Consider the following 23,308-nt stretch of genomic DNA (forward strand, 5'->3'; position numbering starts at 1 on the left):
GGGTTAGAGCATGTCCGATACGCTGAGAAAAACCAGTTTCATTCATCTGGGCGTGCGCTCAGCTTTCTCGCTGCTTGAGAGCATGATCACAAGCAAGGCCCTGATCGGATGGGCTGGAGATCATCTCGTACCAGCCATCGGCTTTACCGATCACAATAACCTTTTTGGCGCGCTCGAGATTTCCGAGGGTCTGGCCGGAATTGGCGTTCAGCCAATCGTCGGCTGCGCTTTTGATGTTCTACCGCCCGGACATGATGCGGAAACCTATCGATTGGCGATTTATGCGCAGGATGTAACCGGTTATGAGCGCCTGATGGCGTTGTCGTCCTTTGCCTATCTGGAAAGCGCCAATGGCGTGCCGGTTCTCAATGAAGCCCATGTTTTTGAAAACACCGACGGACTGATCGCCCTTTCCGGCGGCGCGTGGGGCGCCGCAGGCAAAGCTGCCTGTCGCGGCAAGGCTGATCAGGTGAAAGCTTCGCTTCAACGCCTCAGCGACGCTTATCCTGGACGGTGTTACGTGGAAATCCAACGCCATGACGAACCCGAGGAAATCGAAAGCGAACCTTTTCTGGTCGATGCCGCCTACGAACTCGATCTGCCGCTCATCGCTACACAGGATGCCCGGTTCCTTAAGCGTAGCGACCATGCTGCGCATGACGCATTGATGTGTATTCGAAACGGCAATTATGTCGGCCAGACAGAACGCTACCGGATAACGGCCGAGCACTATCTGAAGACAGAAGCCGAAATGGTGACTCTTTTCAACGACTTACCGGAAGCAATCGAAAACACCGTTGAATTGGCGCAGCGCTGCGCTGTGCGACCACGTCTTCGCGCCCCCATCCTTCCAGCGTTCGATGGTGGATTTGGTCGAAGCGAGGCCGATGAGCTTCGCGCTCAGGCAAATGAGGGCCTGCAAAACCGGATCAAAATGGCCGATACCATTTATGGGACGGAAGCGGAGTATCAGGAACGGCTCGATTTCGAACTCAGCATCATCGAGAAGATGGGGTTTCCGGGTTACTTCCTGATCGTATCGGACTTCATCAAATGGGCAAAAGAGCAGGGCATCCCGGTTGGGCCGGGGCGAGGATCTGGTGCGGGCTCTCTCGTTGCCTGGTCGCTCCTGATTACCGATCTGGATCCGCTCCGATTTGGCTTGCTTTTCGAACGCTTCTTGAATCCGGAACGTATCTCCATGCCGGACTTCGACGTCGACTTCTGTCAGGAGCGACGCGGCGAAGTCATTCGCTATGTGCGTGACAAATATGGCGAAGCCAGTGTGGCGTCGATCATCACCTTCGGTACGCTCCAGGCGAAGGCTGTCGTTCGCGACGTTGGTCGGGTCATGCAGATGCCTTATGGACAGGTCGACCGGTTGTCGAAACTCATTCCGTTCAACCCAGCCAAACCTCCAAAACTTTCTGATGCCATCGATGATGAACCGAAATTTCAGGAAGAGATCGACCGCGATCCGCTAGTCGGCGAAATGCTTGATACAGCGCTGGCGCTTGAAGGGCTCTACCGAAATGCAGGCACGCACGCTGCCGGTGTTGTGATCGGTGACCGTCCGCTCGTTCAGCTGACACCGCTCTATCGAGATCCGCGTTCCGATCTACCAGCAACCCAGCTCAATATGAAATGGGCAGAGCAGGCCGGGCTCGTAAAGTTCGACTTCCTCGGACTAAAAACGCTTACCGTTGTGCAGCGAGCGCTAAACTTTCTGGATAAAACAGAAGAGACCATGCCGTCAGAATGGCGGCTGTACGACGACCAGAAATCTTACGATCTTATGTCCAATGGCGATACGCTCGGCGTGTTCCAGCTCGAGGGACAGGGCATGCGCGACACACTGAAAAAAGTGCGTCCCGGCTCGATCGAAGACGTGATTGCGATCATCTCTCTTTATCGTCCCGGCCCGATGGACAACATTCCGCGCTTTGTGGATGTGAAATTCGGTCGCGAAGACGCAGACTATTATCACCCTTTGCTAAAGCCGATCCTCGAAGAGACTTACGGTGTGCCTGTCTATCAGGAACAGGTGATGCGAATGGCCCAGGAACTGGCTGGCTATTCACTGGGTGAAGCTGACATGCTTCGCCGCGCCATGGGAAAAAAGAAAGTCGAAGAGATGGTGAAGCAGCGTATGCGCTTCATCGCTGGCGCGAAAGAAAAAGACGTTCCGGAAAAACAGGCCAGCCATATATTCGACGTGATGGAAAAGTTCGCAGGGTACGGTTTCAACAAATCGCACGCGGCGGCCTATGCGGCCATTTCCTATCAGACGGCATACCTGAAGGCGAACCATCCGATTGAATTCCTGGCGGCGTCCATGAGCCTCGATATTCAGAACACCGACAAGCTGGCTGCCTTCTTCCAGGAAGCCAAACGTCTCGACATCGAGGTCAAACCTCCGAACATCAATGAGAGCAATGCCGACTTTGATGTACGTGACGGTGCGATCATCTACGCACTTGGCGCGATCAAAGGTGTTGGTCTCGAAGCAATGAAACACGTTGTCGAAATCCGAAAGAGCGGTGCTTTCGAGAGCCTGCACGACTTTGCTGAGCGCGTAGACCCACGCCACGTCAATCGGAAATGCATGGAGTCGCTCGCCAAATCGGGAGCATTTGATTGTCTTGAATCCAACCGCGCACGTGCGCTGGCCGCCGTAGATGTGCTTGTTGCGACGAGCGCTTCAGCAGCCGAAGATCGTGCTTCCAGTCAGGTGAGCCTGTTTGGCGATGACGCAGCTGTCATTCGGGCCCCGCTTCCAAAGGCCTCGATGTGGTCGGCAACTACAAAACTGGATCATGAGTTCAAAGCCGTCGGATTTTATCTGAGTGGTCACCCGCTTGATGGTCTGCTTCTGGCCGGAGCGCGTGATCGCATCACGCTTGCGATGGATCTTCAGGAAGTCGCGCGGGAAAAGTCGTCTCTCGAAATGATGGGCATTGTTCGTGCCCGTATCGAAAAACCGGCCATGTCGGGTGGCAAGTTCGCTTATGTGACGTTCTCCGATCCCACCGGTGAATTCGAAGCCATGGTGCCTCCTGAAACGCTGATGGAAATACGAGATACGCTGGAACCGGGTAGCTCAGTTGTCGTTCGTATTCGTCCACGCGTCAAAGAAGACGAGCTGCGTCTGTCTGTTGATGGTGCTGTACCGATCGAGAAAGCCTCGCTGGGTGCGCCGAAAGGACTGATGGTATCTCTCGAACCGGGCATGTCCCCAGAACTTCTTATTGAAGTGTCCAAACAGCTCGCACGGATCGACACCAATGAGCGCGGCGAGATACAGCTTGAATTGCGCATCTCCGACGGTTCGGTTGCCTATATCCGACTTCCCGGTCGATACGCTGTCAGTACGGGCGCAGCACAGCTTCTGAAATCCTCTGCAGGCGTACGAAGCGTTAGGGAACTTGCCGCATAAAGGCGGTTGCCTCATAGGCGAAACTCTGTATAAGCCACGATCATTCCGACACGCGGACGGCAAACATTTGCATCCGGTGCTGGCTTCACGTTGGAGCTGGCTTTGTCTGCGGCGGCTAACCGGATAGGAGAAAATAAAATGGCACTGCCTGAATTCACAATGGCTCAGCTGCTCGAAGCTGGCGTACACTTTGGCCACCAAACACACCGCTGGAACCCAAAGATGAAAAAATTCATCTATGGTGAGCGCAGCCACATCCACATTCTGGACCTGTCTCAGACTGTGCCGCTGATGCACCAGGCGCTTGTGAAAGTCCGTGATACCGTCGCTAAAGGCGGTCGCGTTCTTTTCGTTGGTACAAAGCGCCAAGCTTCTGAACCAATTGCAGAAGCTGCTTCCCGTTGTGCACAATATTACATGAACCATCGCTGGCTTGGCGGGACGCTGACTAACTGGTCAACGGTTTCCAACTCCATCAAGCGTCTGAAAGAACTAACAGAGCTTCTGTCTCAGGACGCTGCGGCGACTGGTTTGACGAAAAAAGAACTTCTGAACCGCGAGCGTGAACGCGAGAAGCTTGAACGCGCACTCGGTGGTATTCAGGACATGGGCGACCTGCCTGACCTGATGTTCGTCATCGACACCAACAAAGAGCAGATCGCGATCAAAGAAGCGAAAAAGCTCGGCATCCCAGTTGTTGCTGTTGTTGATACAAACTGCGACCCGGATGACGTCGACTTCCCATTCCCGGGCAATGACGACGCAGCTCGTGCAATTTCACTCTATGCCAACCTCATCGCTGATGCGGTTCTTGATGGCCTCGCTGAATCAACTGCAGGTCTCGGCATTGATCTTGGCGAATCTGAAGACATCACGGACGCAGCGCTCGCTGATCTGAATGTCGCAGAAGCCGCCGAAGAAGCAGAAGGTTCAACAGAAGAGGGCGAAGGCTCTGCTTCTAAAGAATCCACAGACGCTTAACTCCGACAAAGGTTTTATAAAATGGCTCAGATTACAGCCTCTCTCGTCAAGGAACTTCGCGACAAGTCCGGCGCAGGCATGATGGACGCGAAGAAAGCTCTGGTCGAAACAGACGGCGACATGGAAGCTGCTGTTGACTGGCTTCGCAAGAAAGGTCTTTCGAAGGCTGCGAAGAAAGCTGACCGTGTTGCTGCTGATGGTCTCGTCGCTGCTGTTGTTTCTGACGACAAGAAAACAGGCGTCCTGGTCGAGCTCAACGCTGAAACAGACTTCGTTGCCCGCAACGAAGGTTTCCAGAAGGCTCTGCTCAGCTTCGCAAACGCCGCTCTTACGACCGATGGTTCGAAAGACGGCCTGCTCGCTGCACCTGCGACAGAAGGCGAGGGCACCATTGCGGACCAGATTACACGTCTGATCGCTACGATTGGTGAAAACATCACGCTTCGTCGCGTCGAGAAACTCGAGTCTCCAGAAGGCGCTGTCAGCAGCTATATGCACACAGCTGCTGCAGAAGGCCTTGGCCGTATCGGTGTTCTCGTTGCCCTCAAAGGCGACGCAGACATTGCGACCATGGAAGACGCGGGCCGCAAAGTTGCGATGCATATCGCAGCGACAAGCCCAGCTGCTGCTACGACGGATGAGCTCGACCCTGAACTGGTCGAACGCGAGCGTACGGTTCTTACCGAACAGGCGCGCGAATCCGGCAAGCCGGATAACGTGATCGAAAAGATGATCGAAGGCCGCATCAACAAGTTCTACAAAGAAGTTGTTCTGGTGGAGCAGCAGTTTGTCATGAACCCGGACGAAACTGTGAAGCAGTTCCTTGCTGGTCTGAAAACTGAACTCGTTGGCTTTAAGCGTGTTACGCTTGGTGAAGGCATCGAGAAAGAAGAGTCAGATTTTGCTGCTGAAGTTGCTGCTGCAACCAAAGCCGGTTAATTTGTCTCTGGTTGTCTTTGGCCGAATCTGGTCAGAGACAACCTGATAACGCATGGAGCCGAAACATGGATGATGGATCACCGTCCCCTAGCACCAACTTCCGGTTCCGACGTGTATTATTGAAAATATCAGGCGAGGCGCTCATGGGCGCCTCATCCTTTGGCATCGATATGAATGCCTGTGCGAACCTCGCTCGTGGGGTCGCTGCGGCGTCTCAGGCTGGCGCAGAAATCTGTCTTGTCATTGGCGGCGGAAACATCTTCCGCGGATTGGCGGGTGCCGCTCAGGGCATGGATCGCGCTCAGGCGGACCATATGGGCATGCTAGCGACGGTCATGAATGCGCTGGCTATGCAGTCTGCACTCGAACAGATCGGCGTTCCGACACGGGTACAGTCTGCTATTCCGATGCCAACCGTTTGCGAACAATTCATCCGACGCAAAGCCATCCGTCACATGGAAAAAGGACGGATTGTGATTTTTGCGGCTGGTACAGGCAATCCATACTTTACAACCGATACCGGCGCTGCGCTCCGCGCGGCGGAAATGGATTGCGACGCCATGCTTAAGGGAACTCAGGTAGACGGTGTCTACTCTGAAGATCCGAAGAAAAACCCCGAAGCCGTCCGCTATGACCAGCTCGATTATCAGGAGGTTCTTGCCAGAGACCTCCGTGTCATGGATGCTTCAGCTGTCAGCCTGTTAAGGGACAGCGATATCCCGATTGTCGTGTTTGACCTTCATGAGCCTGGAGCGCTGAATAAAGTGCTGACCGGTGAAGGCGTCTGCACGGTCATCGGCAATTCCTGAGGAACAGAACATGTCAGAAGAACTTGATTTCGACGAAGCCGACCTGAAACGCCGCATGGATGGCGCACTGAATGCACTGTCCAGTGAGTTTGGTGGCCTGCGTACAGGTCGTGCGTCTGTCAATTTGCTCGATAACATTACTGTCATGGCATATGGCGCTCCGACACCGCTCAACCAGGTTGGTTCGGTTTCTGTACCAGAACCACGCATGCTGACAGTGAACATCTGGGACAAGGTAAATGTCGGCGCTGCAGACAAGGCCATCCGTGAATCCGGGCTGGGCCTCAACCCTGTTGTTGATGGCCAGAACCTTCGCATTCCGATTCCGCCTCTAAACGAAGAACGCCGCGCCGAGCTGGCCAAAGTAGCCGGCAAATATGCCGAACAAGCCCGCATCGCAATCCGCAGCGTCCGGAAAGACGGTATGGATACGCTGAAGAAAATGCAGAAAGCCGGCGACATCAGCGAAGACGAGCTGAAAGCGTTTTCTGATGATGTTCAGAAGCTAACAGACAAAATGGTCAAACGCGTCGATGAAGCTCTCGCGGCCAAAGAAGAGGAAATCATGCAGGTTTAGTCTGCATGATTTAGCTTGAGGATGTCCGCTGGTCCGAAACACGACCCTCAACATGTCGCCATCATCATGGATGGTAACGGCCGATGGGCGAAGGCACGCGGACTTCCAAGAGAGGTGGGGCACCAGCGTGGCGTCGAAGCACTGCGCCGAACAGTCGAAGCTTGCCGCTCGCGAGACCTATCTCACCTGACGGTTTTTTCGTTTTCAACTGAAAACTGGAAACGACCTGCCACCGAAGTCTCATCGCTTTTCGCATTACTTCGCCTCTATGTGCGCCAGGATCTTAAAAAACTACATTCAGAAGGCGTCCGTATTCGAGTGATCGGAACGCGCGCAGGCTTACCAGACGACGTCCTTTCACTGATCGAGGAATCAGAAACTTTGACGGCGCAGAATAGTCGCTTTCAGCTCAACATCGCGTTCAACTATGGTGGTCAGGACGAAATTTTGACTGCCTGCAAAACGCTGGCCCGATCCTGCGAGCGCGGCGAACTAACGTCAGACGACATTACGCTTGAGCATTTCGAACAAGCGCTTTGGTTTGGCGACATTCCAGACCCAGAACTTCTCATCAGAACCAGTGGCGAATTCCGAATCAGCAATTTCATGCTGTGGCAAATCGCATATAGCGAGCTTGTCTTCATGGACTGTCTCTGGCCTGATTTTGGCGAAGATCAACTGGACGAGGCACTAAAAACCTATCGATCCAGAGATCGACGATTTGGCGGGCTAGCGACCGAGAGCGCCGCTTCCAGATGACACGCAACAATCCTGGAAAATCAAAAGATGCGCTGTTCATGCGCATCCTATCTGCCGTGGTGATGATCCCGGCAGGTTTGGTGGTCGTATCTGCCGGCGGTATAATACTGGTCCTGGCGTGTGTCGCTTGCGGCATCGGCATGTGGCTGGAGTATCAGACCGTCAGCAGTCGCACTTCGAGACGAGAGTTACAGTTCGTTGGCGGCGTTCTGATCACATTGAACTGCCTAGCGAGTCTGCTCGGTATATCCGTCGGCTTTATGGTGGCCGGTCTTAGTAGCGTTTTGCTTGGCTTTTATCTTTGCCTGAATCGGACGCCGAAGTGCGGATGGCTCGTCGCAGGTTTTGTCGTCATCAATGCTGCCTTGTTATCACTTCTTTTGCTAAGGAACGGCGTTTCAGGCGGATTGCAATTGACGCTCGCCATCATGGTTTGCGTATGGTCGACAGATATCTTTGCCTATTTTGCCGGCAGAGGCTTTGGCGGTCCCAAGCTTGCACCACAGGGCAGCCCGAATAAAACCTGGTCGGGTGCAGCAGGCGCCGTGATTTGTACCGTCCTGATCGGGGCACTACTCGCGGGGCTTTTTGGTGCCTCTCTCTTGCTTTGGGCGCCTTATGCTGCGCTCATCAGCATGGTCGCTCAACTCGGCGATCTGATCCAATCTTATTGGAAGCGTCGTTTCGACGTAAAAGACTCAAGTTCACTCATCCCTGGACATGGCGGATTGCTTGATCGTCTTGATTCCTTTTCTGCAGTGCTTATCACGACGAGTGCTACCAGCTGGCTGGTGGTCGATTTCCCGCAGGCTTTGCTAGGTTAGTTGCGTATGAAAATTACCGTCCTTGGCTCGACAGGCTCAATTGGAGTCTCCACGCTCGATGTGATTTCACACACAAACTCACTTCATCCCGGAAGCTTTGACATCGACACGCTAATTGCTGGCAGCAATGCCGAAATGCTCGCCAAACAAGCAATAGCGGTGAACGCGAAACACGCTGTTGTGAGCGATCCGGGGCAGTACCAGACATTGCAGGCAAACCTTGCTGGCACGAACATTAGCTGCGCAGCGGGGCTCGATGCTGTTCTGGATGGCGCTGCGCGTCCTGTGGATCGCTGCATGGCGGCCATATCAGGCACAGCAGGCCTGCGCCCTACGCTTGCAGCACTGGAAGCCGGGAACACAATCTTGCTCGCTAACAAGGAAACCATGGTGTGCGCGGGTCCGATCATCCTGGCAAAAGCGAAAGCACTCGGCGTTGAGATCATTCCGGTCGACTCTGAACACAATGCGATATTTCAGGTTCTGGACCAGTCCAATGCCGTTGAGCGGATGACGCTGACAGCTTCCGGCGGCCCCTTCCGCACGACTCCGCTGAAAGAGATGCGGGCTGCAACACCTGCTATGGCGCTAAACCATCCAAACTGGTCCATGGGTGCCAAGAACTCGCTCGATAGCGCCACCATGATGAACAAAGGCCTGGAACTCATCGAAGCGGCATATCTCTTTGAATTGCCGGAAGACCGTATCGACGTTCTTATTCACCCGCAGTCCATCATCCACTCTCTGGTGGCGTATAAAGACGGATCGGTGCTTGCGCAGATGGGTGATCCTGACATGCGTACGCCGATTTCCTATGCGCTCGGCTGGCCAAACCGTGTTGAAACGACCGTGAAGCGATTGGATCTCGCCGCTCTGTCCAGACTGGATTTCGAGGAACCGGATACCGAACGTTTTCCAGCTCTCGAGATTGCGCGAGCTGCTAGCCGGGAGGGGCCACTCGGCACCTGTGTTTATAATGCCGCCAACGAAGCTGCTGGACTCCTGTTCCTGGACAGCAAGTGCGGATTTCTGGACATCGCCAAACATGTCCGACTTGCAATGGACTGGGCGCTAGACAGCACCAACCCTGAAATGCCACCATCCATCACTTCTACTGACGATGTTCTGCATGTGACGAAACGCGTTTCTGATCATGTGAGCACGTCATTGCTTGGGCTTTAAATTTAATGTCGCTACCAGTTCTGACACTGATCTATCTGCTGACGCCGATCATTGTGATTTCGGTGGTGATCATTATTCACGAACTCGGCCATTACTGGGCGGGCAGAGCGTTCAACTCTGCCATTAAATCCTATTCCATCGGATTTGGTCCGCAACTTCTCTCCCTACGGGACAAGCGCGGGACTGACTGGAAAATCAGCGCGCTTCCACTTGGCGGTTTTGTAAGCTGGTTTGATGACGATGACCCCGAACTTGAAAAACGCAATGCGGCCGGTGTTCAGGTCAGTGGGTTGAACGTCTGGAAACGCGCAGTGATTGCTGTTGCGGGCCCACTGGCGAATTTCATTCTGGCGATCGCCGTCTTTGCAGGCTTTGGCATGACACTTGGTGATCCGCTTGTTCAGATCCAGATCACCAATGTCGAAGAAAACAGTGCTGCCCAAGAAGCCGGTTTGCTTCCTGGTGATATCTTCCTTGAAGTGAATGGACGAGAAGCGAACAAGCAGGATCGCTTTCAGCAAGAGATTAAACTGTCTTCCGGTGATCCCGTTCGGTTCGTTGTCGAGCGTGACGGCGCACCACTCGCAATAACAGCCACACCCAAACGCGCGGAGATGGATAATGGGGTTGGTATAAAGCAGCAGACCGGAAAACTCGGGATAGAATATCGACCGACGCTGGTTGACCGAAATCGCTTGAATCCAGTTGCAGCGATCGGGTACGGCGCACGAGAGACCTACAATGCGGTTGCGACGTCGATACGGATGCTCGGAAGAATCGTAACGGGTAAAGAATCAATTCAAAGCTTGTCCGGGCCGGTTGGCATTGCCAACACAGTTGGAACAACTGCAAAGGCTTCACTGGAAATCGAGCAGATTTCCTTTATGCAGAGGCTATACGTTGCCGGGATGAGTATGCTTCAGCTCATCGCTTATATTTCTGTGGCCGTTGGGTTCTTCAACTTGCTGCCATTGCCGATTCTGGATGGAGGACGATTGGTCTTCCACGCTTACGAAGCATTAACTGGGCGATTGCCGTCCGAACGGATAGAAGCAGTCAGCATGACTTTAACGCTTGCGTTTCTTGCAATGATGGCGCTTTTCATCACCATCGGCGACTTTCAAGAGACGGGGCTTCTTGAGGTTTTTCGCGGGTTGTAGTCTGTAACCTGTGAAGAATTGAGATTTGTAGTGAACGGGTGAACTAATGCGATCAGTTCTGGCCAGCGCGGTGGCTCTATCGTCGGTATTAATGGGGACGACATGTCTGAGTGGGCCATTTGCGCTTAATGCCATTGCACAACAATCGGAAACGGATCCGATTCGTCGCGTTATCGTTCAGGGTAATGAGCGTATCGAAGCGCGGACGATCGAATCCTACCTTCTGCTCGAGCCGGGAATGCCGTTCGACCCGGAGCGTGTCGACCTCTCTCTGAAGACACTGTTTGCGACGGGTCTTTTTGCCGACGTTGTGATCGCCCGAAACGAAGATAATCTTGTTGTTCAGGTCGTTGAAAACCCGATCATCAACCAGGTCCTGTTCGAAGGAAACCGAGCGGTTGATGATGACAAGCTGCGAGAAGAGATTCAGGCTTCACCGCGAGGCGTATTCACGGCCGCGCGCGTTCAGGCAGACGTGCAGCGGATTCTTGAAGTTTATCGCCGGGCCGGGCGTTTTTCAGTCAATGTGACACCACAATACAAGCCACTGGATCAAAACCGCGTTGATCTGATTTTCGAGATCGCCGAAGGTCCGGTCACAGGTGTTCGCTCGATCAACTTCATTGGCAATGAAGCGTTTTCAGACAAGCGCCTTCGCAGCGAAGTTGTCACGAAACAGTCCCGTTTCTGGCGCTTCTTCAGTTCCAACGACAACTATGACCCGGACCGGCTCGAATATGACCGTGAACTGCTTCGCCAGTTCTATGCCAACCGTGGTTATGCGGACTTCCGTGTGGTTTCCGCTGTTGCTGAACTGACCCCAGATCAGAAAGACTTCTACATCACCTTCACGATTGATGAGGGTGAGGTCTATGACTTCGGTGAGATCAAGGTCGAAACAGCGCTGGACAAACTCAATGCCGAAGCCCTGGAAGCGATCATTCCTATTCGGGAAGGCGAGCAGTTTCAGGGTGATCTGATTGAGAACACTGTCGACTCACTGACATTTGCGGCCGGTATTGCTGGCTATGCATTCGTTGATGTGCGTCCACGTGTGGACCGCGACCCGGAAACCCGGAAAGTAAATGTGACCTTCGCGATCGATGAAGGCCCGCGTGTTTACATCGAGCGCATCAATATTGTGGGCAATACGCGCACGCTTGACCGCGTGATCCGACGTGAGCTTCGCATTTCAGAAGGTGACGCATTCAACCGCGTGCTTATCGACCAGTCTCGCAATCGCATTCGCGCGCTCGGCTTCTTTAAAGATGTTGAAATCACGGAAACACCTGGCTCTCTGCCAGATCGGACTGAAGTTGACGTAAAAGTGGAAGAACAGCCGACGGGTGAAGTCTCGTTCGCTGCTGGATTTTCCTCCGTAGACTCCTTCCTGCTCGACCTGAACCTGACAGAGCGCAACTATCGCGGTCGCGGTCAGTTTGTTCGTGGTCGCATCCAGACCAGTTCCCGTCAGCAAACGGTCGACCTACGCTTCTCTGAACCGCGTTTCCTAGACCGCAATCTTGTTGCTGGTGTTGATGTCTTCTCAACGCGCACCGACTTCCTGGACATTGCCGATTATGAAACCGAAACCATTGGTGCAGGCCTTCGACTGGGATTTCCGCTGACCGAGAACAGTAGCCTCAGCCTGCGCTACACGCTTCGTCAGGATGACGTTCAGGTTCGTGACCGCGATGTCGTGATTGATGCAAACGGCAATATCGTTCGCGATCCAAACTTCCCTTATTACGTCATCTCCATCGACCCGATTGAAGAGAACGTTCCGACGGGTGGTGCAATCGTTGACCAGTGCGACATTGCAAACTTCGACCGGAGTTCGCTGTGCCGTCAGGAGCGCCGTGATATTTCATCTATCGTCGGTTACAGCCTGTCCTGGGACAAGCGTAATGATCCGATCCGTCCAACACGCGGCTTTGAGCTTGGTTTCAGCCAGGAAGCGTCTGGTCTCGGCGGTGATGTTTTCTACCTGCGTACAGAAGCCGTGGGTACGGTGTATCGCGGCATCTGGCGTGACTTCATCGCATCGCTGAAACTTGCTGGTGGTTATGTCAGTGCGTTCAACGACGATGATCTGCGCATTAATAACCGCTTCTTCAAAGGCGGTAACAGTTTCCGTGGTTTTGATGTTGCCGGTATTGGACCACGTGACATCTTCAAGGAATATGACCTTGAGGGGAATGTCATCGATACGCGCCGGGCGAACCGCAACAGCGCCCTGGGTGGTAAAATGTACGCCATCGGTACCGCTGAGCTGACCGTTCCGAATTTCCTGCCGGAAGAGTACGGTATCAAGACATCACTATTTACAGAGTTTGGTACAGTTGGCCTCTTGGATGACGAGGACAAAACCCCAACTCAGATCTATGAGATCACTGACGACGATGGGAACGTAACCGGTTACACCATGCTCGAAACCGCTGATGAAACGTCGCTACGTGCGGCGGCTGGTATCAGCATTTTCTGGGATTCGCCGTTCGGTCCGATCCGCTTCGACTTTTCTCAGATCCTCGCCAAAGAAGAATACGACCGGACAGAAACATTCCGGTTCAGTACGTCCACCCAATTCTAAATTGACAAAAGGGTTGCCTAACATGTCAAAACTGAAACTCATTGCAGCGTCTGTCTCGATGGCTGCCAGCGTGTTTATCGCCGCTCCGCTTTCCTTCGCTCAGGATATCCTTGTGGTTGATACAGCGACCGTTCTTCAGGATTCCAAGGCCGGTCAGGACATCGAAACAAAAGTTCGCCAGATTGGCGATGCGATGCAGTCTGAACTGCAACCAGAACAAAACGCGTTGAAGACTGAGAAAGCGTCTCTGGACGCGAAAATCGAAGGCAAGACGCAGGACGATATCCGCGCAGATCAGGTACTCGTCGCACAAGGCCAAGCTTATACGCGCAAGCTTCAGGCTTACGCACAGAAAACTGACAAGCGCTCTAAAGAACTCGTCGCAACAGAGCGTACTGCACTCAGCGCCTTTGGCGAAAAAATGTCCGAAGCGGCTGAAGCCATCCGCGTTCAAAAGGGCGCGAAAATCGTCATGACGTCTGCCGATGTTTATCTGTTCGATGACTCTGTGGACATCACACAGGAAGTCATTGCCAAAATGGACCAGGATTCGCCAACGATTGCGGTAACGCGCGTGACGCTTCCAGACCAACCGGCGCAACAACAACGCTAATCGATCGCAGCATCTATGCACGACCTGCGTTTCTATCAGCGTATCTCAGATGTAACCCTGCAAGATCTCGCCACCTTAGTCGGTGGCGAGGTTTTTGGTGATAGCAGTGCCGCTGTTGTTACGGTGGCTGCTGCCGAACATGCCGAGCGCGGCTCCATCTGCTTTGCGGAAGGCAAGGCGGACCATGCGAGGAACGTCAATTCGGCAGCCACAGCGTGTTTTGTGACTGAGAAGCTGCGCGAATACCTTCCGGACGGCATGAATGCGATTGTCTGTGAAAATCCTCGCTATGCGTTCTCAAGAGCCGCGTTGTCTTTCCTGCAACGCCGCGAGATCAGCGACACCTATGACGATCTTGGCCCAGCCCAGCTGCATCCAAGTGTCAAAGTAGGCACACATGTCGTGATCAGCGATGGTGTTGAGATCGGACAGGGTAGCGTTCTGGGCCCAAACACCGTGATCGGTCCAGGTGTTCGAATTGGAACGAACTGTACAATCGGCGCAAATACCGTGATCGAGTCTGCTCTGATCGGCAATAACGTGACGATCAAGGCAAATAGTACAATTGGCGGCACTGGGTTCGGTGTGGTGCAGGGGCCAACGGGCCTCATGCAGGCGCCGCATTTCGGCCGGGTCGTCATTCAGGATTTCGTGTCGATCGGCTCTTGCGTCTGTGTAGACCGAGGAGCGTTTGATGACACCGTGGTCGGTGAAGGCACACGTATCGACAACTTCGCCCAGATTGCTCACAATGTCGTTCTCGGACGTAATTGTGTACTGGCTGCATTTGCAGGCCTATCTGGCTCTGTGACAGTTGAAGATGGGGTGATGATGGGCGGACGCGTTGGCATCGCTGACCACACGCACATAGGCGCCGGTGCGCGTCTCGCCGCGGACTCTGCCATTATGCGAGATATTCCGGCAGGCGAGACATGGGGTGGTTCACCAGCCAAGCCGTTAACACAATGGATGCGGGAAGTGGCCTGGCTGTCCCGGAACGCTCTTAAGAAGAAACCGAAATAACGAAGCGATATACGCAAATGGCCCAAATTCATCCCACTGCATTGATCGAAGACGGCGCCCAGATAGCGGAAACTGCCGAAATCGGACCGTTCTGCATGGTAGGCCCGCAGGTCACAATCGGCGCAAACACGAAACTGCGCGCGAATGTTATCGTCACCGGGGACACCACAATTGGAGCCGACTGCGAGTTTTTTCCGTTCTCCGTTATTGGGGAACGTGGACAAATACTTGGCAACAAGGATGTTCCCCACCGTGTTGAGATTGGAGATCGCAACGTGTTTCGAGAGCACGTCACGGTCCACGGCGCGTCACCAGACAAATCGCATCCTACCCGGATCGGCAATGACTGCTATTTCATGGCGACCTCGCATATCGGTCACGACTGCCTCATTAGCGACAAATGTGTTCTGGCGAACAACACAGCCATAGGCGGCGAGACCCATCTTGGTTTTCAGGTCTGGACAGGCGGTGGTGCGCTCATTCACCAGAAGAGTTGGATCGGAGATCACGCATTCGTTGCGGGCGGCGCAGTTCTGGTCGGCGATGTACCTCCATTTGCGATGGCCTCCGGACAGCCGGCAGGCATTGCTTCGGTCAATATGACGGGGCTGCAGCGACGCGGCTTCAACAAGCAGGATGTGCGTCACATCCACCGCAGCGTAATGCATCTTTTCGCTGGGAAGGGTACATTCGCAGAAAGGCTCGCTGCCTTGCGGGAGAAACCATCGGATCCGCATATTGATGCTGTTTTAGCCTTTATCGATTCTGAACGGGGAGGCCGTCCACTCTGCGGCGCGCGTAAAGGGTAATGAAGCTGGGCTTGCTCGCCGGAAGTGGCGAAATACCGAAAACCATTGCCGAACATACCGTCGCATCCGGAGACAGCATCTTTATCGTTGCCATTCGAGGCTTCGAAGAAGACTGGATGAACGCATATCCGCATCAGGTTTGCGGAATCGCTGAATTTGGCGCGCAAATAAAGGCATTCCGATCGGCGCAATGTGATACAATTTCGTTCATTGGTAATGTGAAGCGTCCGGATTTTTCAAATCTGAAACCGGACCTGAAAGGCATGTCGATCCTTCCGAAGGTTATACGGGCGGCAAGCAAGGGTGATGATGCACTTTTGCGAACAGTGATCGAATGCTTCGAGAAGGAAGGCTTTGCGGTCATAGGTGCTCAGGAACTGCTGAAGAACCTAAACAGCCCTGCTGGCCTGCTGACACAGCGCCCACCAAACGAGACGGATCTGCAGGACATCCAGCGTGCGTTCGACGTCGCCGGAGAGATCGGGCGTCTCGACATCGGACAGGGCGCTGTCGTTGCACGCGGGCTGGTGCTAGCTGTGGAGGCACAGGAAGGCACCGACGAAATGCTGAAACGCGTGGCGCGCCTTCCGGATGCCATCAGAGGCACAGAGGATTTTCGATGCGGCGTGCTATTAAAACGCCCCAAGCCAATTCAGGAAGCCAGGATCGACCTTCCGACTGCAGGGTGTGAAACCGTTCGACGTGCAGCCGAAGCAGGCCTCTCAACCCTTGCACTGGTCGAAGACGGTGCCTTGCTTGTCAATCAGACAGAAATGATCGATCTAGCCAACGCTTATGACATGACGATCGTTGTTCTCCGTCCGGATGGCGGTATGCCATGAGTGTGGATCTGATCTTTGTATCGGCCGAAGCGTCCGGCGATGAAATGTCAGTGGATGTCATTCGTGAAATCAGAAAACATGCACCTGACTGTCTTATCGCCGCTGTCGGCGGAGACGGTCTACACGACGTCGGACTTACGTCCCCAATCGATGTGTCTCCACTTGGCGTGGTTGGTCTGATTGAAGGCCTTAAGATCTACAAAGAGGTTATCCGCATTGCGGATGAGACTGTTGCATTCATTATCGATGAGAACCCAAGGGCGGTGGTCCTCGTCGATTCATGGGGTTTCTCAATCCGAGTTGCGCAACGCCTGAAAAAGCAGGCGCCTCATATCAAAGTCATCAAGCTGATCGGTCCGCAGGTTTGGGCAACGCGCCCCGGGCGAGCCAAGACACTCTCGGATTGCGTCGATCACCTTCTGTGCATCCACGCATTTGAAGTCCCTTTCTACGAACCTTACAATCTGCCATGCACAGTCATTGGCAATCCAGCCCTGCACAGACTGCCAAAGGGAAATCCTCAACGTTTCCGGCAGGAAGAGGGCTTGGAGCCAGACGAGAAGGTTCTTCTTGTGCTGCCAGGAAGTCGGTCGTCAGAAATCAAAAAAGTCGCTCCGGAGCTCGCACGAGCAGCTTGCCTGACGTCTGAAGAATGTCAGGTTAAAACCTACGTCCTTGTTGCTCACTCTGCTGAAGCCGCGCTAAAATCCCAGGAACTCATCTGGCCCAATAACACCATATTTTTCAGCGACCTTGAAAGGAAAGCTGATCTCATGGCTGCCTCCACCTTTGCGCTTGCATGCTCAGGTACAGTGACCACAGAAGTTGCGGCACAGGGTACGCCGATGCTGGTCGGTTATAAGATGGGGTGGCTGACCTGGACGATTGCCAAGGCGTTCCTTCTGAAAATTCAATACGCCTCGCTCATCAATATTGCGCTGGATCGAGAGGCCATCCCCGAGTTTCTGCAAGGAGATCTGGTTGCGCATGATATGGCGACTTGTGCCCGCGCGTATCTTGAGAGTGAAGAACAAAGAGGTGTTCAAAAGCGTGATCTCAAAAAGGCCCTCGACAAAATGGGCTGGGATGACGCTCCGGCCGATGAAATAGCGGCCAAAAGCATTCTCGACCAAATCAGCTGAGCACAAAAAAGGGCGCCAATCTGGCGCCCTTTTTCCGTTTAGAGATGCGTAGAATTAACGCTTATCGAGTGGCACATAATCGCGTTGTGCAGCGCCGGTGTAGATCTGACGAGGACGACCGATACGCTGTGTTGGGTCTGTTGTCATTTCTTCCCACTGAGCAATCCAGCCAACGGTACGCGCCAGAGCGAACAGAACTGTGTACATCTCTGTCGGGAAACCGAGTGCGTTCAGAGTGATGCCAGAGTAGAAGTCGATGTTTGGATACAGCTTCTTCTCTACGAAATATTCGTCTTCCAGTGCAATTCGCTCGAGTTCCATAGCCACCTGCAGCAGTGGCTCATCACGTTTGTCGAGCTCATCAAGCACTTCGTGGCATGTCTTCTGCATGACCTTCGCACGCGGGTCATAGTTCTTGTAAACACGGTGACCAAAACCCATCAGACGGAATGGATCGCTCTTGTCTTTCGCGCGCTTCACGTATTCCGGGATCTTATCGACGCTGCCGATCTCACGGAGCATATTCAAAGCCGCTTCGTTTGCACCGCCATGGCTCGGGCCCCACAGGCAAGCAATGCCTGCTGCGATACATGCAAATGGGTTCGCGCCCGATGAACCAGCCAGACGAACTGTCGATGTCGATGCATTCTGTTCGTGGTCAGCGTGCAAAATGAAAATCTTGTCCATTGCGCGCGCGAGAACCGGATTGACCTCATAGTCTTCCGCAGGAACCGCAAAACACATGCGCAAGAAGTTCTCAGAATAGCTCAGATCATTTCGCGGGCTGACGAATGGCTGACCAACTGAGTATTTATGTGCGCGTGCAGCGATAGTTGGCATTTTTGCGATCAGGCGATGCGTCGCGATCATACGCTGCATCGGATCATCAATGTCCGTCGAGTCATGGTAGAAAGCAGACAGGGCGCCGACTGTACCAACCATCACCGCCATTGGGTGCGCATCACGACGGTAGCCTTCGAAGAAGCGATCAAACTGCGTATGCAGCATGGTGTGGTGCGTGATGGTCGTCGTGTAGTCTTTCAGCTCTGTTTCTGTCGGCAGTTCGCCATGCAGCAGGAGATAGCAGACTTCCAGAAAGCTGGAATTGTCTGCGAGCTGGTCAATCGGGTAACCACGATAGAGGAGGGTACCTTCATCACCGTCGATGTAGGTAATCTGAGACTCACAGCTTGCTGTCGACGTGAACCCTGGATCCAGCGTGAACATACCTGTCTGAGCATGCAGGCTTTTCACATCGATCACGTCGGGACCAACCGTACCACCGAGCACTGGCAGGTCGATTTGCTTGCCGCCTACGGAAATAGTCGCAGAACCGGTTTGTTTCGTCTTGTTTTCCATATTGTGTGCCCTTTTCGTTATCCGTTTGGGGCCGCAGACAGAACATCGTCTATGCGACCAAGAACTTCGTCTTTCCCCAACCAGAACAGGATGAGGTTGATATCAGGAGCGGGAAGCCCGCCAGTGAGTGCCGAACGCAAAGGTGGACCGACCTGGCCCATCGAGAGTTCGTTTGTATCGCAAAACTCAGAAATCAGATCGGAGATCGTATCTGGTTTCCAATCCTCCAAGTTATGTAGGTTTTTCCGAAGCTCCCTCAAATAATTCAATGAATCTGGCTTGAGCTTCTTTCGTGCCTTGCCAGAGATGTCAATTGGACGTTCGATTAGCAGAAATTCCGCAGCGGCTGCAATATCTGGAATGGTCTGACCTCGCTCAGAGAGGCCGCCTAAAGCCAATTTTATGCGAGCTTTCTGGTCTTCAGAGAGCGATTTCTCTTTTTCGAGCGTGTCGACTACAAGCTTATTCAAACGCTCAGGTTCGGCCTGACGGATGTGAAGTGCGTTGATGTGGCCCAGCTTCTCATAGTCCATTCGTGCAGCGCCTTTATTGACGCCGTCGAGATTAAACCATTCAATCGCCTGCGCTTCAGAGATGAATTCATCGTCACCGTGGCTCCAGCCCAGCCGTAACAGATAGTTCTTCAGCCCTTCAGGCAAATATCCCATATCGCGATACGCCTCGATACCAAGCGCACCATGGCGTTTGGAAAGTTTCGCACCGTCCGGTCCGTGAATAAGTGGAATATGCGCGAAAGACGGGATGTCCCATTCCATGGCCTGATAAATCGGGATTTGTCGGAATGTATTCGTCAGGTGATCATCACCGCGAATAACCTGCGTGACGCCCATATCATGATCGTCCACCACGACAGCGAGCATGTATGTCGGGGTTCCATCTGCGCGAAGCAGAATCAGATCGTCGATTTCCTGTGCCCGAATACTGACATGCCCCTGAACACCGTCTTCCAGTGAGATAGCACCGTCACTGGGTGCTTTCAGGCGCACGGTGTACGGGGCTGCGTCATAGGGCGGATCGCCACCATCGCGATAAGGTGATCGGAATGGTGCGAGCAGTTTGTTCGCCTGAGCTTTCGCTTCTTCGACTTCCGCCTCCGGGTATTCACCTGCGCGGATGGCCGCTAGCATGGTTTGAGCTTCTTCCCGGCGCGCGGCGAGCTCTTCCATCGTGAAATAGCATTTATAGGCGCGCCCAGAACGCAGCAGCTCTTCTGCAACTTCCGTATGCCGATCCGCCCGCTCACTCTGAAACACCGGAGGCTCGTCAGGTTCCAGTCCAAGCCAGGCCATGCCTTCTAAAATCGCGTCAATTGCTTCCTGAGTGGAACGCGCGCGGTCAGTATCCTCAATCCGCAGAAGGAAACGCCCATTGTGATGGCGCGCAAACAAATAGTTGAATAAAGCTGTTCTTGCGCCCCCAATGTGCAAAAAACCTGTCGGGGAGGGGGCAAACCGGGTGGTAACCGTCATGAAGATCCTCGTTCAGCGGAATTCTGCCGTCATTTGGCGTGAGCTGACCAAAAGGTCAAATGCAAGACGGCTTATCTTTCAAGCCGCCATCCAGTTTCGTGATTTTTTCCGACATCTGGTCCCATCAGCCAATTATTTCGACCGAATGCTGTGGTTGAGTATCATGTTTGGAGCGGGCTGCGCAGCCTATTTTTCTTTATCTTCCGAACCAGCGACCATTGTACTTATTATCAGCGGACTTTTATTCGCAGGCTCGGCAGCCGTTATGTGGCAACGACGCAACCTCCTTGGTGAACGTACGTTCTACGCCGTTCTGTTTACATTGTTTTTCGTGTCTGGCTTCCTTTTCAGTGCCGCACGGACGCATATGATTGAACCAAATCGGTTAAGCAGAGCGCTGGATCGAGTGATGGTGGAAGGCTGGGTTGTCGAAACCTCGCGTAGCGCCACTGGCCGGGAACGTCTGCTAATCCAAATCCACGCTATTTCGGGCATGTCACCTGACGAACTGCCCAGCCAGGTTCGAATCAGTCAGCGTAAGAACGGCGGCTTTTATCCAGGACGTTTCATTCGCTGCTATGCCAATATCGGACCACCGCCAGCCCCAGCCTTGAGCGGAGAATACGACTTCGCCCGAGATGCGTTCTTCAGTCGGATTGACGGTATTGGTTACACCTTCGGTCAATGCGCTCCCGGGGCCATGCAGGAACCGAACGAGCTCCTTCTTACGTCCCGCAATCATGCAAATGCGTTTCGACAATCACTGGCCAGCTTCATCAATGAGAAAGCCGGGAGGGGTGGAGGGCTCGCAGCAGCGCTAATGACCGGGAATCGTAGTTACCTGTCTGTTGAGGATGAAGAGACACTTCGTTCTGCAGGGATGGCTCATTTGCTCGCAATCTCAGGATTGCACATGGGGCTGGCCGGCGGCGCATTCTATTTTCTGTTTTTCCGCGCACTCGCACTGATCGAGCCGTTGTCTGCTCGATTTCCGGTACAAAAGATTGCTGCTGTCGCTGCCCTGACGAGTGTTACAGGTTATCTTATTGTATCGGGCGCAAGTGTCTCCGCCCAACGCGCCTATGTTATGGTGGCGATCGCGTTTCTGGCACTGCTCTTTGATAAGCCAGCCCTGTCATTTCAGACACTGGCAGTGGCTGTCTTTGCCGTTTTATTGTTGACGCCATGGGCTGTGATCTCGCCGGGGTTTCAAATGAGCTTTCTGGCTGCCGGATCGCTCATACGCGTTTTCGCGGTTTCACCGGATCACAAAGCCGGCCACAAACAAAATCCGATCGTCGGCTTCCTTAAGCCCATTATTCTGACGTCTGTTGTAGCTGGCATGGCAACAGCACCCTTTGCAATCTTTCACTTCTCGAGAGTGGCCACATGGGGGATTCCAGCCAACTTCATCATCATGCCGCTTTTTACGCTGGTTAGTGTTCCACTTGCAGTTATGAGCGTTGTCTTCATGCCATTCGGGCTCGGTGAGATACCTTTGGCAGCACTTGGACTTTCACTGGAGTGGGTTCTGAAGCTCGCACGTTTCTTTGCCGACGATAGCGCAGCGGGAGGATTGTTTGTGATGAAGCCTTTTACCGCCCTGTCTCTGGTCACCATCACGTTCGGCATGCTGGTGCTAATCATTCATGGATGGCAGGGGATCAAATTGGCAGCCGTGCTTGCTCTCACAGGCGCAGGCATATGGATGGCGCAGGACCGAACGCAGGTGATTTTCAGTCCAACAGGCCATATCCTAACAAGAACGGAACCTTCGAACGAGCTTGTTGTCTACGAATTCAAAGGGGCTGGCCTGAAGCCGCTCAGCTTTATCGATTATCCGGAAATTCGATGTGATCAGATATGTCAGTTTGACTCTTATGATCGCGCCTTCTTCGCAGAGCGAAGCTCCATCTCACAGGATGAAACAGTCCTCGTGTTAAAGACACTGAACGGCGACAAACCAGTAAGGCTGGCAAGTGCAGCTCATATCAGGATCGATCACGACAAGCTGATTATTAAAAAGGCGGCACCGAATAGGTGCCGCCCCTGGTCCAATGATTGGCCTGTGTGTCGACGCTAATTGTACTTGCGAACCAGCGCCACCAATTTCCCTTGAACGCGAACACGATCTGGCCCGAAAATGCGTGTCTCAAAATTCGGATTCGCCGCTTCCAGTGCGATGGAGCCCCCTTTTTTACGATACCGCTTCAAGGTCGCTTCTTCCTCATCAATAAGAGCGACAACAATGTCACCAGATGTCGCTGTCTCTCCTGGAGAGCAGATCACGATATCACCGTCGAGAATACCGGCATTTATCATGGACTCACCCTGAACCTCGAGCGCGAAGTGATCGCGCCCCATAATACCTTCAGGAGGCATGATACGGTCGACCTCATGCTGAATGGCTTCGATCGGAACACCTGCAGCGATGCGTCCAAGAACTGGAATGGTGTCGTTTGCGGGAGGTGGTTCATGCACCACGTCAGACGACACAATGCTTGGCTTGAAGGGACGGGACGGGCGCGGCGTCTGCCCAGCACCCATAGCATCCGGAAGCTTCAATATCTCGAGCGCGCGCGCCCGATTGGGCAATCTGCGGAGAAATCCACGCTCTTCGAGCGCTGTAATCAGACGGTGAATGCCAGATTTCGACGCGAGATCAAGCGCTTCCTTCATTTCATCAAACGAAGGTGAAACCCCCGTTTCTTGTATCTTCTGATGAATGAATAGAAGAAGTTCGCGTTGTTTTACCGTGAGCATAGAACAATCC

19 protein-coding genes are annotated in these 23,308 nt (G+C 53.5%); 16 read left to right on the forward strand and 3 right to left on the reverse strand.

The features are described 5' to 3' along the window. The first annotated feature begins 10 nt into the window (after positions 1–10). From dnaE to lpxB, 15 genes are all read left to right on the forward strand, one after another. Positions 11–3,436 (forward strand): DNA polymerase III subunit alpha, encoded by a 3,426-nt coding sequence (dnaE, locus tag ACFQDM_RS17885; RefSeq protein WP_377381641.1) that lies wholly within the window; start codon positions 11–13, stop codon positions 3,434–3,436. A 138-nt stretch (positions 3,437–3,574) separates the two neighbouring features. After that, complete coding sequence (gene rpsB, locus ACFQDM_RS17890) at positions 3,575–4,417, forward strand: 30S ribosomal protein S2 (protein WP_377381643.1); 843 nt, start codon at positions 3,575–3,577, stop codon at positions 4,415–4,417. Positions 4,418–4,438: 21 nt separating this feature from the next. Next, a complete protein-coding gene (gene tsf, locus ACFQDM_RS17895) occupies positions 4,439–5,356 on the forward strand; it encodes a translation elongation factor Ts (RefSeq protein WP_377381646.1) in 918 nt (305 codons plus the stop codon). A 65-nt stretch (positions 5,357–5,421) separates the two neighbouring features. After that, a complete protein-coding gene (pyrH, locus tag ACFQDM_RS17900; protein ID WP_377381649.1) occupies positions 5,422–6,165 on the forward strand; it encodes a UMP kinase in 744 nt (247 codons plus the stop codon). Between the two features lie 10 nt (positions 6,166–6,175). Beyond that, positions 6,176–6,742: a ribosome recycling factor gene (gene frr / locus ACFQDM_RS17905; protein ID WP_377381652.1), complete on the forward strand. Its 567-nt coding sequence runs from the start codon at positions 6,176–6,178 to the stop codon at positions 6,740–6,742. A 21-nt stretch (positions 6,743–6,763) separates the two neighbouring features. Beyond that, entirely contained in the window at positions 6,764–7,501 is a 738-nt protein-coding gene (gene uppS / locus ACFQDM_RS17910; RefSeq protein ID WP_377381655.1) for a polyprenyl diphosphate synthase, read from the forward strand. Then, positions 7,498–8,325 (forward strand): phosphatidate cytidylyltransferase, encoded by an 828-nt coding sequence (locus ACFQDM_RS17915; RefSeq protein ID WP_377381658.1) that lies wholly within the window; start codon positions 7,498–7,500, stop codon positions 8,323–8,325. Before uppS ends, ACFQDM_RS17915 begins: the two co-directional genes overlap by 4 nt. 6 nt (positions 8,326–8,331) lie before the next feature. Beyond that, positions 8,332–9,507, forward strand: coding sequence for a 1-deoxy-D-xylulose-5-phosphate reductoisomerase (gene dxr / locus ACFQDM_RS17920; protein WP_377381661.1), 1,176 nt, complete (start codon positions 8,332–8,334; stop codon positions 9,505–9,507). Positions 9,508–9,512: 5 nt separating this feature from the next. Further along, the gene (locus tag ACFQDM_RS17925) at positions 9,513–10,667 is read left to right on the forward strand and encodes a M50 family metallopeptidase (protein WP_377381663.1); all 1,155 of its coding nucleotides are present in this window, start codon (positions 9,513–9,515) and stop codon (positions 10,665–10,667) included. A 46-nt stretch (positions 10,668–10,713) separates the two neighbouring features. Next, the gene (gene bamA, locus ACFQDM_RS17930; protein ID WP_377381666.1) at positions 10,714–13,257 is read left to right on the forward strand and encodes an outer membrane protein assembly factor BamA; all 2,544 of its coding nucleotides are present in this window, start codon (positions 10,714–10,716) and stop codon (positions 13,255–13,257) included. Positions 13,258–13,279: 22 nt separating this feature from the next. After that, positions 13,280–13,870: an OmpH family outer membrane protein gene (locus tag ACFQDM_RS17935; protein ID WP_377381669.1), complete on the forward strand. Its 591-nt coding sequence runs from the start codon at positions 13,280–13,282 to the stop codon at positions 13,868–13,870. A gap of 15 nt (positions 13,871–13,885) precedes the next feature. Further along, the gene (gene lpxD / locus ACFQDM_RS17940) at positions 13,886–14,893 is read left to right on the forward strand and encodes a UDP-3-O-(3-hydroxymyristoyl)glucosamine N-acyltransferase (protein WP_377381672.1); all 1,008 of its coding nucleotides are present in this window, start codon (positions 13,886–13,888) and stop codon (positions 14,891–14,893) included. 17 nt (positions 14,894–14,910) lie between these two features. Further along, positions 14,911–15,702 (forward strand): acyl-ACP--UDP-N-acetylglucosamine O-acyltransferase, encoded by a 792-nt coding sequence (gene lpxA / locus ACFQDM_RS17945; RefSeq protein WP_377381676.1) that lies wholly within the window; start codon positions 14,911–14,913, stop codon positions 15,700–15,702. Further along, the gene (locus ACFQDM_RS17950; protein WP_377381678.1) at positions 15,702–16,544 is read left to right on the forward strand and encodes an LpxI family protein; all 843 of its coding nucleotides are present in this window, start codon (positions 15,702–15,704) and stop codon (positions 16,542–16,544) included. The genes lpxA and ACFQDM_RS17950 overlap by 1 nt, the downstream gene beginning before the upstream one ends. After that, positions 16,541–17,686, forward strand: coding sequence for a lipid-A-disaccharide synthase (gene lpxB, locus ACFQDM_RS17955; RefSeq protein WP_377381681.1), 1,146 nt, complete (start codon positions 16,541–16,543; stop codon positions 17,684–17,686). The genes ACFQDM_RS17950 and lpxB overlap by 4 nt, the downstream gene beginning before the upstream one ends. 54 nt (positions 17,687–17,740) lie before the next feature. Here lpxB and gltA read toward each other — a convergent pair whose 3' ends face one another. Both gltA and gltX read right to left on the reverse strand, forming a co-directional pair. Further along, entirely contained in the window at positions 17,741–19,045 is a 1,305-nt protein-coding gene (gene gltA, locus ACFQDM_RS17960) for a citrate synthase (RefSeq protein WP_377381684.1), read from the reverse strand. A gap of 17 nt (positions 19,046–19,062) precedes the next feature. Continuing rightward, the gene (gltX, locus tag ACFQDM_RS17965; RefSeq protein ID WP_377381687.1) at positions 19,063–20,535 is read right to left on the reverse strand and encodes a glutamate--tRNA ligase; all 1,473 of its coding nucleotides are present in this window, start codon (positions 20,533–20,535) and stop codon (positions 19,063–19,065) included. A gap of 163 nt (positions 20,536–20,698) precedes the next feature. Here gltX and ACFQDM_RS17970 point away from each other — a divergent pair, with 163 nt between their 5' ends. After that, a complete protein-coding gene (locus ACFQDM_RS17970; RefSeq protein WP_377382501.1) occupies positions 20,699–22,618 on the forward strand; it encodes a ComEC/Rec2 family competence protein in 1,920 nt (639 codons plus the stop codon). On the opposite strand, the gene lexA is transcribed toward ACFQDM_RS17970, so the two are convergent. Continuing rightward, positions 22,615–23,298, reverse strand: a complete 684-nt coding sequence (gene lexA / locus ACFQDM_RS17975; protein WP_377381689.1) for a transcriptional repressor LexA — start codon at positions 23,296–23,298, stop codon at positions 22,615–22,617. The genes ACFQDM_RS17970 and lexA overlap by 4 nt on opposite strands. Between the last annotated feature and the right edge of the window lie 10 nt (positions 23,299–23,308).

Origin of the sequence: Ponticaulis profundi (assembly GCF_042659465.1) — a bacterium.
GTDB lineage: Bacteria > Pseudomonadota > Alphaproteobacteria > Caulobacterales > Hyphomonadaceae > Ponticaulis > Ponticaulis profundi.

What these genes read in the sequence shown, in the direction of transcription:
- dnaE (WP_377381641.1), top strand. Translation starts at nt 11, where the DNA reads ATGTCCGATACGCTGAGAAAAACCAGTTTCATTCATCTGGGCGTGCGC.
- rpsB (WP_377381643.1), top strand. Translation starts at nt 3,575, where the DNA reads ATGGCACTGCCTGAATTCACAATGGCTCAGCTGCTCGAAGCTGGCGTA.
- tsf (WP_377381646.1), top strand. Translation starts at nt 4,439, where the DNA reads ATGGCTCAGATTACAGCCTCTCTCGTCAAGGAACTTCGCGACAAGTCC.
- pyrH (WP_377381649.1), top strand. Translation starts at nt 5,422, where the DNA reads ATGGATGATGGATCACCGTCCCCTAGCACCAACTTCCGGTTCCGACGT.
- frr (WP_377381652.1), top strand. Translation starts at nt 6,176, where the DNA reads ATGTCAGAAGAACTTGATTTCGACGAAGCCGACCTGAAACGCCGCATG.
- uppS (WP_377381655.1), top strand. Translation starts at nt 6,764, where the DNA reads ATGTCCGCTGGTCCGAAACACGACCCTCAACATGTCGCCATCATCATG.
- ACFQDM_RS17915 (WP_377381658.1), top strand. Translation starts at nt 7,498, where the DNA reads ATGACACGCAACAATCCTGGAAAATCAAAAGATGCGCTGTTCATGCGC.
- dxr (WP_377381661.1), top strand. Translation starts at nt 8,332, where the DNA reads ATGAAAATTACCGTCCTTGGCTCGACAGGCTCAATTGGAGTCTCCACG.
- ACFQDM_RS17925 (WP_377381663.1), top strand. Translation starts at nt 9,513, where the DNA reads ATGTCGCTACCAGTTCTGACACTGATCTATCTGCTGACGCCGATCATT.
- bamA (WP_377381666.1), top strand. Translation starts at nt 10,714, where the DNA reads ATGCGATCAGTTCTGGCCAGCGCGGTGGCTCTATCGTCGGTATTAATG.
- ACFQDM_RS17935 (WP_377381669.1), top strand. Translation starts at nt 13,280, where the DNA reads ATGTCAAAACTGAAACTCATTGCAGCGTCTGTCTCGATGGCTGCCAGC.
- lpxD (WP_377381672.1), top strand. Translation starts at nt 13,886, where the DNA reads ATGCACGACCTGCGTTTCTATCAGCGTATCTCAGATGTAACCCTGCAA.
- lpxA (WP_377381676.1), top strand. Translation starts at nt 14,911, where the DNA reads ATGGCCCAAATTCATCCCACTGCATTGATCGAAGACGGCGCCCAGATA.
- ACFQDM_RS17950 (WP_377381678.1), top strand. Translation starts at nt 15,702, where the DNA reads ATGAAGCTGGGCTTGCTCGCCGGAAGTGGCGAAATACCGAAAACCATT.
- lpxB (WP_377381681.1), top strand. Translation starts at nt 16,541, where the DNA reads ATGAGTGTGGATCTGATCTTTGTATCGGCCGAAGCGTCCGGCGATGAA.
- gltA (WP_377381684.1), bottom strand. Translation starts at nt 19,045, where the DNA reads ATGGAAAACAAGACGAAACAAACCGGTTCTGCGACTATTTCCGTAGGC.
- gltX (WP_377381687.1), bottom strand. Translation starts at nt 20,535, where the DNA reads ATGACGGTTACCACCCGGTTTGCCCCCTCCCCGACAGGTTTTTTGCAC.
- ACFQDM_RS17970 (WP_377382501.1), top strand. Translation starts at nt 20,699, where the DNA reads ATGTTTGGAGCGGGCTGCGCAGCCTATTTTTCTTTATCTTCCGAACCA.
- lexA (WP_377381689.1), bottom strand. Translation starts at nt 23,298, where the DNA reads ATGCTCACGGTAAAACAACGCGAACTTCTTCTATTCATTCATCAGAAG.